This window comes from Litorivivens lipolytica (assembly GCF_014191715.1).
Classification (GTDB): Bacteria; Pseudomonadota; Gammaproteobacteria; order Pseudomonadales; family Spongiibacteraceae; genus Litorivivens; species Litorivivens lipolytica.
In genome coordinates, this window is record NZ_JACHWY010000001.1 from 389,993 (window position 1) to 402,303 (window position 12,311).

A 12,311-nucleotide genomic window follows, 5' to 3' on the forward strand; every position below is an offset into this window, starting at 1 on the left:
AAACCGGCCTCCCCGGAGGCCGGTTTTGTCACTATGTTTTCGCCGTAATCATGCGATAATTTCCCCTGTCTAATTACTATAAAAAACGAGGGGCCTATGCAGTTCCGATTTCCACTTCTCGCCGCTGCGGTGGCCAGTAGTCTGTTTTTGAGCGCGTGCAACGACAGTTCTTCGTCCAGCCCGGCACCTGTTGCAACCCCCGTTGACGTACCAGCTGACAAGCGTCTGACCGTGTTTTCGCCGGCCAACCGCTGCGTAACCTTGCGCTCAACGAATGCTGGCTTTCTAGGAGAGATTGACGAGGGCTACGCGGCTTCGCCGGTACTGCCAGCCGAGGTGGAGCCCTATACCTTCTACTTTAAACCGACCGGTACTTTTCGCCCGGAAAGCGAAAAGCAGGCGGCGTCGGCAGATTACCTTTTGCTTTCCGGGTATGAACGGGAAGCTGTTCGTCTGATGGCGGAAAAGATGGCGACTAATCCAAGTATGGGTATAAAGACCCTGCTCGGGATCAGTGACCCCAATCGCGAATTTCTCGATCCAGATGGAAACTTTGTCGGTGAGCCGAGTGCGGTTATTGCCGGTGTCGGCGATCTGTCCGAGTTTTTCACCAACGCCGGTCGCATCATTAACGAGGATCGCGCTGGTGATGAAAACGCCGATCGGATTGGCGACAACAGTAGTCAGGTGGGCGATGGTCTGCGAGCGGGGGGCGATGCGCTAGCGGATGGTCAGGATGATTTGGCCGATGCGGTGAGTAGCCCAACCCTTGGTAAAGTCGAAAAGGCGTCTGATCTTGCGGTTTGGGAACTGGAAAAGGTTGATCCTGACGGCAAGCACTTTACTTTGCGCTCTCAGGTAACGGGGCAGTATCTCGTTGTCGATGATAATGGTGTGCCGGCTCTGGCCAGCGAAGCCGACACCGGCAACCTGTTTGAACTCGAGCTGGTTGAAAACTGTCAGGCTTATCCGGAAGCGGAACTGAATGCGGAGCGGGTTAACCCGGGGCAGGGACCACGTATTTACTGGGACGGCTCCGGACGCAAAGATGTTTACGGTTGGGTGGATGATCACGCCCATATTACCGCCTACGAGTTTATTGGTGGCCGTATTAATTACGGTTCAACCCACCATAAGTTCGGGGTTGATCACGCGCTGCATGATTGCGAGGAAAACCACGGCCCGATGGGTTCTACTGGCACGGTAGAAATGGCGACCTCGGATGCATTTGAAGGTCACCAGACCCGAGGTTGGCCGGACTACAGTGACTGGCCGCGACATGATTCCCTGCAGCATCATCAAACCTACTATCGCTGGATGGAACGGGCCTTTCTGGGTGGTCAGAAGATTCTGGTCAATCTGATCACCCATAATGAAATTCTCTGTCAGATCGTGCCGCAAAAGAAAAATGATTGTGACGGAATGGCGAACGTCCGCTTGCAGGCGACGCGCACCTACGAGTTGCAGGATTACATCGACATGCAATCCGGCGGGCCGGGTAAGGGCTGGTTCCGCGTGGTGACCTCTCCTGCCGAGGCGCGCAAGGTGATTGATGATGGAAAGATGGCGGTTGTGCTGGGAATCGAATTATCCAAGGTGCTTAACTGCGGTGAGTTTCTCGATCAGGCCGAATGCACCCGAGCCCAGATTCAGAAGCGTCTGGATGAGGTTTATAAACTCGGCATACGCCTGATATTCCCGGTACATAAATTTGATAATGCCTTTGGTGGGCATCTGCCACACTCGGGCTTTGCGCTGGGGCCGATACTGTCTGCGGGCAACCAGGCGGAGACGGGGCACCCGCTGGAAGTGGAGGAGTGTGATCACGACAGCGAATCCGATGACAGCGGGTTAGAGGAAAATCCCAACGATCCACGCAAGAATCCTGTTGGCATTTATGAATACTTGCTTCATAACTTTGAATATCTGGCCAATCAGCTGCCTCCCTCCGGGCAGGAGCCAGATCCACGCACTGGCACTGGCCATTTGTGTAATATCCGCGGCCTCACGCCTCTGGGATTATTTCTGCTCGACGAGCTTGTAAAGCGCAATATGCTGATTGACCTGGATCACATTAGTCGCCGCGCGGCGGTACAGGCGCTCGACCACTTGGAGAAGATCAAGAACGATCAGGGCGAAGTTTATCCAGTGATCAGTTCTCACGATTGGACCAACTCGGAATACCTGCTGAACCGGATGGCGGATAACAAGGGCTTTATCGGACGCTTTGCGCGCGGTGGTCGCGACCAGTGGCTGAGCCGACTGCGCGGTATGGCGGCTCGCTACGACAATGTGGAATTCATGGGCGGCGGTATTGCCTCGGATGTAAACGGCATTGCTCAGTTGCCAGCGCCGCCGACCGAAGGTGCTGCAGTAACAGACGGGAAGATAGATTACGACAACGGCTTCCTGTCCTATGATGGGCGCATTCGGTTCATACGTCAGGTCACCGGCGACCGGGTATTTGATTTGTACGATGGTCGCGGTGTTGCTCACTACGGTCTGTACCCGGATTACATCGCCGATGCAGAAGCCTTCGGTCAGTGCGCAGAGGGCGAGGACTGCAAGGATACCTCCAAAGCGCTGGATATTTTCTTCCGCTCAGCTGAGGCTTATCTGCGGATGTGGGAAACCGTTGAAAGTTTCAAGGCTAAGGAGGAGTGAGCCAGACTGCACACGGTGAGTGTGAAACTCCTGCTACAATCCACCGCTGTCAAAAGGGTGGGGTAACAGATGAATAGAGAGTTGCGGAATCGGATTCTGGGCGGGGCCGGCTTTGTCTTTGGTCTCGCGCTGTTGCCGTCGGGTATTTACACCCTGTTTGTGCTTGGCGTCCCCAGTACCCTTGGCTTTCTGATCCTCGGCGTCATGCTGCTGTACTGGTGCTGGCAGCCCATGATGCCGACTCGCTATCCGCCCATTCAAATCTCGGTTGACGAGCCTGAAATGCAGTTGGCAACGGAACGTGCTCAGGCATCAATAGAGCGTTTTTGTGAAGGCATTGCGCGCTCTGATCGCAAAGGCGCGGTGCGTATCGCGGTCGAAACCAAGTTTGGTTCTCAGCAACGTATCTGGGCCAATGTGCAGCGTCAGGAGGGCAACCTCCTGTTATTGAAGCCGCGCTCGGTCAACCCCAATGTCAGCACACCGGAGTCAGTGCCTGTTGATCAGGTTGAAGACTGGTTGCTGGCGGATCTCTCTGGCCGTATCGAAGGCGGCTTTACCCATGTCGCCTACGCAGAAAAATACCAACGTCAGGAGGGCTATATTCCCCGCGGCCTGCGCTTGGAGCTGTCAAAATTTGTGGACGGCAACGCGCTTCTTAATCCTTAGGAAATTTCCTGTCGCTTTTTTGATACAGATTGTTTACATTTTCCGTTAACAGTACGTATAACAAGAACAGAACGCATAACTAAAAACAAAACTAGCAAGTTGAAGGGGTTCCATGTCGTCCGAAAAGTCCTCTCAGGCACAGCCTGAGTTGTCCCGTCGTCGTTTTCTCAAAAACTCTGCTGTGTTCTCTACTGCCGCGTGGATTCCTGCATTCCGCGTCGGGGTCGCTGAGGCCGGTGAATGTGTGCCGCCGCCCAATCTGCCTGCGCATCTGGATGTGTTCCGGCAAGGCTTCGAGAACTGGTCGAAAGGTATAGTGATTGATTCACTTTGGACCTGCGCACCGCGCTCCGCTCAGGATTGCGTTGATCTGGTGAACTGGGCAGCCGCTCAGGGCTGGCAGGTACGCCCACGCGGTGCCATGCACAACTGGTCACCGATTCACGTAACACCAGACATGAGCTGCGACACGCCGGTTATTTTGTTGAGCACAACAGATTACCTGGCAAATATCGCCATGGACTACGGGCGCTCAGTTCCGGCAGTGCGAGCTCAGGCCGGCGTCTACATGGAAGATCTGCTGGGTTTTGTTGAAGCCCATAATCTGGGCATGACGGCTGTCCCCGCGCCCGGTGATGTGACTGTGGGCGGTGTGCTGGCGGTCGATGCGCACGGCACCGCTGTTCCGGCCATTGGTGAGGTCAGAGAGCACGGTCATAGCTATGGTTCGTTATCGAATCTTGTGCTGGAAGTTACGGTGGTGGCGTGGGACAAGCATGCCAACGCCTATACTCTGCAGACCATTAATCGCAGTGATCGCGAAGCCGCAGCGGTTATGACTAGCCTCGGTCGGACGCTGATTGTCGAGGCGGTCCTGCAGCTGGGCGAGAATCAAAAACTCCGCTGCCAGAGCTTTATGGATATTCATATTGATGAATTGCTGGGGCCGCCGGAAACTAACGGTCGCACAGTAGCGCATTATCTGGATCAGGCCGGGCGAATGGAGGTTATCTGGTTTCCGTTTACCGACAAGCCCTGGCTGAAGGTGTGGAGCGTCGCGCCGACCAAGCCCCTGATGTCGCGTGAGGTTACTGAGCCCTACAACTATCCCTTCTCCGACAATATGCCGGACGAAATTGAGGAAATGGCCCGTTCGTTGACGCAGGGGAATAAAGAGTCAACGCCACTGTTTGGGCAAATGATGTACAACGTGTCCAAGGCCGGTCTGGCGACGTCGCAGTCGGCGGATATCTGGGGCGATTCAAAAAATGTTTTGCTCTACATTAAACCGACGACACTGCGCATCGAGGCCAGCGGTTACGCCGTGCTTACCCGTCGAGACAACGTGCAGCGCGTTATCTACGACTTTACCGAGAAGTTCAAGGATATGATCGCCGCCTATGAATCTATGGGTGAATATCCAATCAATATGCCCGTTGAAATTCGTGTCACCGGCCTTGATCAGCCTGACGAGATTGAAGCGGATCGCGCTGAAGCACCGACGCTATCAGCGGTTCGCCCCGTTGAATCACATCCGGAATGGGATGTGGCGGTCTGGTTTGACTGTCTGAGCTTTGTCGGTACCGAGATGTCCGAAGCGTTTAACGCCGAAATGGAGCACTGGTTGCACAGTCATTTCGATGGCGAAGATGCGCTGGTCCGACCCGAGTGGTCTAAAGGTTGGGCCTACCGACCGGAAGCTGCCTGGACGGACGCGAACTATATCGCGTCAACAGTTCCCGGCAGCCACACCGTGGGCAGGCCCCAAAACGCGGGTTGGAATAGTGCGGTGAAGCAACTCGACAAGCTCGACCCGCAGCGGGTTTTCAGTAACGACTTTCTCGATCAGTTATTGCAGAGAAGATAAAGTGAAACCGGGCCTAGTGCCCGGTTTTTCGTTTTAGAGCTGTCAGCTCGCGAGTAATGCTCACGCGTAAGAATAGGTATGTTCGCTAGCGTCGTGATCCCACAGATCTGCGCCGGCAACAAGCTCGGTATAGTCGGACGGCTTGGGAGCCTCGTGCGCATCATCGATAAGAATGTCCCAAGCCAGTATCGACTTGCCTTTAGCCTCGGGGCAGTCCGGTGCCGGCCGGCAGATCGCTTTGCCATTGATGGCAGCCACCGGTGCTGAAAGGCCAACATCGGGTTTTTTAAAGAGCAGCCCCAATACACCGAGCGGTTTATCCTTTGCGGCTTCACAGTCTTCGATCCAGAATCGACCGTGCTTGTCACTCACTTTAGCGCTGCCGAACTTCAGGTATTCCTGAGGCAGGTAGGGGTCGAACTGCAGGAGCGTCAGGATGTCATCGATTTGGTCGCTTTCAATGCCAAGCACGCGGCGCAGCCGATGAATATAGACGGGCGCCATGGCGCGCCATTGTTCTTCTGTCATCGACCAGGCGGCGTCTTCGCCGTGATCGCGTATAACCGAGGTATAACAGGCGCGTTGCAACAGGTGCACATCCAGTGAAAATTCCTTGCACTGTCGGGCCAGTGTCGAGTGTTCCAAATCCTCGAGCCGAAAATCCGGTTTTAATGGCCCGCTGTAGTCGGTCAAACCCTCGCCAGCGGGCGATAGGGGGGCGAACTCAAAATTGGCGGCGCGGGATTGTTTTACCTGCGGCAACACCTCGCATTCTTCTGCCAGTATTAAATCGTCACCGATAAAAACTTGCCAACGACAGGGGCCTTCGGCGGGCACTTCACCGTGGGGCGGGCGAAACACCGGCCGACAACGCGCGCGTTGATTGACGGTCATTGCGGTGGCGTCAAAGGTGGGGTCTTCCATGTGGTGGCAGATTTGGGTTTCCGATTTCGGGTCGGCATTGGTAATGCGGCGCACATGGTTGTAGGCACCGCAGTAGGGCAACCAGAACTGCCCCTCGGTGGGCGACTGCAGCGAGAAGTGGAACTGCAGAAAGGTGTGGGGTGCACCAATATCAAACTGAAAGGCTTTCAGAATGGTTTCTACATCATCGCCACCAATATTAAGCAGCTTGCGGTTGCGGTAGTTATAAATGGGGCTGGAGCCCATCCACTCGTCGCAGGCCGCCTGGGTTTGCGCGGCCATTCCGTAGTTGAGTGCCAGCTGCGGCATGATGGCACGGTCGTGTATGTGGTTGGCCAGCATGACTTCGCGGCCATACCAGGCAAGGGTTGAGTGATCGAGATCCGTCAGGCAGAAATCGGGCCGATGGGTTCCACGGTAGTTCGACGCCATATCATTTCTCGTTCTTTTTTTCGTTGTTGATCGCGTTGATCGCGTTGATGGCATTGGAAACGGCGTTCAGCAAACCGCCGGAGCGGGGGTAGCCAGCGTAGGGCGCCGCATGAGTGGCCAGCTCGGACAACTGCTCGGCGGTCAATTCCTCGCGCTTTAGTGCCGCCATGGCTTGAATGGTAAAGACATCGTATTCGCCCATCGCGGCAATAATGCCCATGGTGAATAAGCGGCGATCTCGAATAGAAAGGATTTCTTCGTTCCATAGCTCGCCAAAGAGATAGGGAATCATCAGGTCGGTAAAACGGCCTGCACCTTTGGGGCCGGGCGGTACGATGCCACAGTAAATATCGTTCATTTGGGCGGCACCTTTGTCGTAGTCAAAGGTGATCTCTTTCTTTTTATCGCTCATGATGGATGCCCCATTCAGAAGAAATGACCGGAATAAAGGTAACAGGTATTAACAATAAAGCAAAATAAATATTTACTAAAATAAAGTGCGTGTGGTAGCGTGAAGGTATAACACGAATCTGATTCCTCACGTCTCGATAAGGATACTCTCCATGATTCAAGTCGGTTACATCGGTTTGGGTAATATCGGTAAGCCCATGTGTAGCACCCTGATTAAAAATGGCGCGAGCAGGGACATCGCGGTCACGGTCTATGACGTTATGCCGGATCCAGTTGCGGAAATGGTTGAGCTTGGAGCGACCAAGGCAAATTCGGTGCGAGAAATTGTCGAGCGTTGTGATCTGGTTGGGGTTTGTGTGCGCGACGATAATGATGTCGACAGTATCCTCTATGGCGATCAAGGCATGCTGGAGCATGCGCGTCCGGGCACGATTATTGCCATTCACAGCACGGTGACCAAAACCAACATGTTGCGTTGGGCAAGTGATGGTGCGGGCAAGGATATCCATATTATCGATGCGCCAATTACCGGTGGTGCGTCCGGTGCCGCGGAAGGAACCCTGTGCATCATGGTGGGGGCCAGCGAGGCTGTTCTCGAGCGCGCGCTGCCTATGCTGGAGGCGACCTCCAAGCGCGTTGTGCGCGGTGGTGATGTTGGCTCCGGGATTGTTCTTAAGTTAGCCAACAACGTAATTACCTACGCCGCATTTACCGCGGTCAGTGAAGCGGTCGCACTGGTCAAGAAATCCGGGCTGAACCCTGAAGACTTGTACGCCGTTGGCGAGATCAACGGCGTCATTACCCCCTCCGGGAAACAATTTATTACCGGGCGCGAGGGCCTGCTGGCCGGGTGCACCGAAGAGCAGATGCTGGAATTTTTTGGCCCCTTTGCCGGTTTGGGGGAAAAGGATCTGGATCATGCTCTGGGGCTTTGCAAAGACCTGCAGCTTGACCTTCCGGCCACCAAAACCGTGCGCGAGCATATTCGCCAGACCTTCTTAAAAGGTCAGGGTTAAAAGGTCACGGCTAACCTCGAATTTAATAATCGAATAAGGAAGGGAATGATGTCACAACCGAGTTTTGGTGAGGAGCGCTTGTACATCAACGGTGAACTGGTTGATGCGGAGGGTGGTCGCGTCTACGACAATATTAACCCGGCTACCGAAGAAGTGATTGGTGTCGGTCCGGATGCCAGTTTGAACGACGCTGAGAACGCGCTCGCCGCGGCGCGCAATGCCTTCGACAACACCGATTGGTCATCTAATCACGCACTGCGTTTGAAGGTGCTGCGCCGGTTTGTGAAGGTCATGCAGGACAATATTGAAGAGCTGCGTCAGGCCTCCCAGCGCGAAGTGGGTGCAACTCGTTGCTTTGCGCTCGGCCCCCAGTGTGATGGCCCGGTTTCGATGGCCAGTTGGCCCTTGGACTTTCTTGAAAATTTCCAGTGGGAGCGTGGTATCGGCGAATTCGAGGTGATGGGCATCAAGAGTAAGCGCCTTGTCTGGAAGGAGGCCGCAGGAGTTGTGGCGGCGATCACGCCCTGGAACTTCCCGATTCAGATTAATCTCGCCAAGTGTATGCCGGCGCTCGCCGCAGGCTGTACGGTCGTGTTGAAAGCGGCTCCGGATACGCCCTGGACCGCGACATTACTGGGGCGTTACGCCAAAGAGGCGGGACTGCCTGCCGGGGTGTTTAATGTGCTGACAGCCTCGGACCCTGCGGAAATTGGTAACTTTCTAACCACCGACCCGCGCGTTGATGTGGTGTCCTTTACCGGTTCAACCGCCGTCGGTAAACACATTATGAAAAACGCGGCAGATACGGTTAAGCGGGTATTTCTGGAGCTGGGCGGCAAATCCGCCATGGTCATTCTTGACGATGCGGATCTGGCGAGCTCCCTGTTTGGTGTGTTCTCCATTGGGGCCAACGCGGGCCAGGGCTGCGCGATTACCACTCGGCTGCTGATACCCAAATCCAAACAAGCGGAAGCGGAAGAAATCCTGAAGTCTTACATCGGAATGCTCGGTTATGGTGATCCCGAGAGCGAAGCCGATATGATGGGGCCGCTCATCAACGCTAAACAGCGTGCGCGGGTGTTGGCGTATATCGAGAAAGGCAAGGAGGAGGGCGCTCGCTTACTCATAGGTGGTGGTCGCCCCGCTCACTTGGAAAAGGGGTATTACGTAGAGCCAACCGTGTTTGTCGATGTAGATAACAGTATGACCATCGCTCAGGAAGAGATATTCGGGCCGGTACTGTCAGTCATTGCCTACGAAGATGAAGCCGATGCACTGCGTATCGCCAACGACTCTATCTACGGTCTGTCGGGGGCGGTTTACTCGGCCAGTGAAGAGCGCGCCCTGAACTTTGCCCGCAAGGTGCGTACCGGCACCATGAACGTAAACGGCGGCAACTTCCTCGGGCCCGATGCGCCTTTCGGTGGCTACAAGCAAAGTGGTGTGGGCCGGGAAATGGGGCCGGAAGGCTTTGAGGAATATCTTGAAACCAAGACGGTGGCCATTGCGGTATGAGTCAGTCGATTGAAAACCATGTCTACGTCGTAACCGGGGCGTCGCGGGGTTTTGGCCTCGCGATTGCCAAGGCGCTAATTGATAAGGGCGCGAACGTTGGTCTGCTGGCGCGGGATGAGGCGCGATTGGCGGATGCCGTGAACGAACTCGGGCCAGGCAAGGCGAAGGCCTTCAGCGCCGACGTTACGGATTCGGCAGCGGTCGCAGAGGCTATTGCCGGCGTAGCCCGTCACTTTGGCAGACTGGATGGGCTGATCAATAATGCTGGCGTGGCCAAGCCGGGGTTGGTGGAGAACTATACCGACGAGGAAGTCCGCACCCAGCTTGATATCAATATCGCCGGTGTGATCTACGCCTGCCGGGCGGCCATTCCGCTGCTGCAGGATTCCCCCAATCCGCGCATTATCAATATCAGCTCGGCCAGCGCCGAGCATCATGACGAGATGTTGAGCCTGTCGCTCTATGCGGCCAGTAAGGCGGCGGTTGAGCGGCTGACTCGGGATCTGCGCCGTGAGATGCAGGAAAAGAACATCGGCGTCACCATCCTGCGGCCCGGTGCGGCGATGACAGAATTTGCCAGCGGTTGGGATTTCGACAGGATAAAAGCCGGCATGGACCTCTGGCACAAGCGCTGTGGGGGCTATATGGACGAGGGTATGGAGCCCCGCCATGTGGCCGAGGCCGTGGCTTTCTGCGTGGGGATGGACCCCGGCGTGTCGGTGGACGAGCTAGAAATCCGGCCCAATCGTCTGACTGAAAAGTTCCGCCTGTGACTGGCGTTCAGGTGGCGACGCAAAGCCGCTAATTTGGCCCTTGAAACCCTTAATCCTGCCCCCATATCCCCCTTAATCCGATTTTTACTCCATAACATCGATTGAGGGCGCCATGTCTGCCACTGCTGAAAAGGAAACCATGGGCTTCCAGACGGAAGCCAAGCAACTCCTGAAACTGATGATCCACTCCTTGTACAGCAACAAGGAGATCTTCCTGCGCGAGCTTATCTCCAACGCCTCGGATGCCGCGGATAAACTGCGTTTTGAATCGCTGGAAGCGCCTGAGCTGCTGGAAGAGGACCCGGACCTCAAGATCACCGTGGTCACCAACAAAGACACCAAGACCATCACCATTACCGATAACGGTATCGGTATGTCAAAAGACGAGGTGATTCAAAACCTCGGTACCATCGCCCGTTCCGGCACCGCGGAGTACCTGAAAAACCTCACTGGCGACAAGAAAAAAGACGCCCAGCTGATCGGTCAGTTCGGGGTGGGTTTCTATTCCGCCTTTATCGTCGCCGACCGGGTGGAAGTCTTTACCCGTCGCGCCGGCCTGCCTGCCAACGAGGCGGTTCACTGGGAATCCACCGGCGAAGCGGACTTCTCCATTGAGCCGGTTGAGCGCGCTGAGCGCGGCACTCAGGTGGTGCTCCATTTGCGCGACGATTCGCTGGATTTTGCCGATGACTGGCGCGTGCGTTCAGTGATCAAAAAGTACTCCGATCACATCTCGCTGCCGGTGATGATGTACAAGTCCCAGAGCGAGGAGGAAATCAAGGAAGGTGCGCTGCCCGAGTTCGAAACCATCAACGAGGCCAAGGCCCTGTGGGTGCGCAATCGCACCGAAGTGAAAGATGAAGAGTACATCGAGTTCTACAAGCACATCTCTCATGACTTCAATGAGCCGCTCACCTGGAGCCATAACAAGGTGGAAGGCAAGCTGGAATACGCCAGCCTTCTGTATATCCCGGAAAAAGCGCCCTTTGACATGTGGAACCGCGATGCCAACCGCGGTGTGAAACTCTACGTACAGCGCACTTTTATCATGGATGAGGCCGAGCAGTTCCTGCCGCTCTACCTGCGCTTTGTGAAAGGTGTGGTGGATTCCAACGACCTGTCCCTGAACGTCTCCCGCGAAATTCTGCAGAAAGACCCGAATGTCGATTCCATGAAGTCCGCGCTGACCAAGCGCGTGCTCGACATGCTGGAGAAACTGGCCAAGAAAGACACCGAGAAGTACCAGACTTTCTGGAAAACCTTCGGGCAGGTGTTAAAAGAAGGTCCGGCAGAGGACTTCGCCAACCGCGAGAAAATCGCCAAGCTGCTGCGCTTTGCCACCAGCCATGACAACAAGGCCGAGCAGACCCACTCGCTGGATGACTATATCGCCCGTATGAAAGAGGGCCAGAAAGAGATCTTCTACGTGGTGGGTGAATCCCACGCCATGGCCAGCAACAGCCCGCACCTGGAAGTTTTCCGCAAGAAGGGCATTGAGGTACTGCTGCTGTCAGACCGCGTTGACGACTGGCTGATGAATCAGCTGGGCGAGTACGACGGTAAGCAGTTAAAGGATGTCGGCCGCGGCGAGCTGGATCTGGGCGAACTGGATGCCGAGGAAGACAAGAAGCAGAAAGAAAAGCTGGCCAAAGAGCACAAGGATCTGGTCGAGCGTGTGCAGGGCATTTTGGAAGGCAAGGTACAGGAAGTGCGTGTAACCAACCGTCTGACAGACTCTCCCGCCTGTCTGGTTGTCGGTGACTACGATATCGGTATGCAGATGAAGCGCATTCTGGAGCAGGCCGGTCAGGACGTGCCGGACAGCAAGCCCATTTTCGAGCTGAATCCAGAGCACCCGCTGGTGCAAAAGCTTGATAAGGAGGCCGATGAAGACCGCTTTGGCGATCTGGTGGAGATTCTGTTCGATCAGGCCCACCTGGCGGAGGGCGCGGATATTGAAGATCCCAGTGCCTACATCCGCAAGCTGAACAAACTGCTGCTGGAAATGTCCCGCTAAGCATGCTGTTCCGGTAAGCATAT

The 12,311-nt window shown here is 55.3% G+C and carries 9 protein-coding genes; 7 read left to right on the forward strand and 2 right to left on the reverse strand.

Going from position 1 to position 12,311, the window contains the following annotated elements; translation table 11 throughout:
• Positions 1-96: 96 nt before the first annotated feature.
• The 3 genes from FHR99_RS01775 to FHR99_RS01785 all read left to right on the forward strand — a co-directional run bounded on the left by FHR99_RS01775 (position 97) and on the right by FHR99_RS01785 (position 5,200).
• Positions 97-2,664, forward strand: a complete 2,568-nt coding sequence (locus FHR99_RS01775; protein WP_183408825.1) for an amidohydrolase family protein — start codon at positions 97-99, stop codon at positions 2,662-2,664.
• A 69-nt stretch (positions 2,665-2,733) separates the two neighbouring features.
• Positions 2,734-3,333 (forward strand): DUF2314 domain-containing protein, encoded by a 600-nt coding sequence (locus FHR99_RS01780; RefSeq protein ID WP_183408826.1) that lies wholly within the window; start codon positions 2,734-2,736, stop codon positions 3,331-3,333.
• Between the two features lie 112 nt (positions 3,334-3,445).
• A complete protein-coding gene (locus FHR99_RS01785; protein ID WP_183408827.1) occupies positions 3,446-5,200 on the forward strand; it encodes a cholesterol oxidase substrate-binding domain-containing protein in 1,755 nt (584 codons plus the stop codon).
• 60 nt (positions 5,201-5,260) lie between these two features.
• On the opposite strand, the gene FHR99_RS01790 is transcribed toward FHR99_RS01785, so the two are convergent.
• Both FHR99_RS01790 and FHR99_RS01795 read right to left on the reverse strand, forming a co-directional pair.
• Positions 5,261-6,556, reverse strand: coding sequence for a hypothetical protein (locus tag FHR99_RS01790; protein WP_183408828.1), 1,296 nt, complete (start codon positions 6,554-6,556; stop codon positions 5,261-5,263).
• A gap of 1 nt (position 6,557) precedes the next feature.
• Positions 6,558-6,968 carry a carboxymuconolactone decarboxylase family protein gene (locus tag FHR99_RS01795; protein WP_183408829.1) on the reverse strand — a complete coding sequence of 137 codons (411 nt, stop codon included), beginning with the start codon at positions 6,966-6,968 and terminating at the stop codon, positions 6,558-6,560.
• Positions 6,969-7,119: 151 nt separating this feature from the next.
• Between FHR99_RS01795 and FHR99_RS01800 the strand changes: the two genes are divergently transcribed.
• The 4 genes from FHR99_RS01800 to htpG all read left to right on the forward strand — a co-directional run bounded on the left by FHR99_RS01800 (position 7,120) and on the right by htpG (position 12,288).
• Positions 7,120-7,983, forward strand: coding sequence for an NAD(P)-dependent oxidoreductase (locus tag FHR99_RS01800; protein ID WP_183408830.1), 864 nt, complete (start codon positions 7,120-7,122; stop codon positions 7,981-7,983).
• A 45-nt stretch (positions 7,984-8,028) separates the two neighbouring features.
• Complete coding sequence (locus tag FHR99_RS01805) at positions 8,029-9,498, forward strand: aldehyde dehydrogenase family protein (RefSeq protein WP_246386438.1); 1,470 nt, start codon at positions 8,029-8,031, stop codon at positions 9,496-9,498.
• Entirely contained in the window at positions 9,495-10,271 is a 777-nt protein-coding gene (locus FHR99_RS01810; protein WP_183408831.1) for an SDR family oxidoreductase, read from the forward strand. Before FHR99_RS01805 ends, FHR99_RS01810 begins: the two co-directional genes overlap by 4 nt.
• A 112-nt stretch (positions 10,272-10,383) precedes the next feature.
• Positions 10,384-12,288 (forward strand): molecular chaperone HtpG, encoded by a 1,905-nt coding sequence (htpG, locus tag FHR99_RS01815; RefSeq protein WP_183408832.1) that lies wholly within the window; start codon positions 10,384-10,386, stop codon positions 12,286-12,288.
• Positions 12,289-12,311 lie beyond the last annotated feature (23 nt).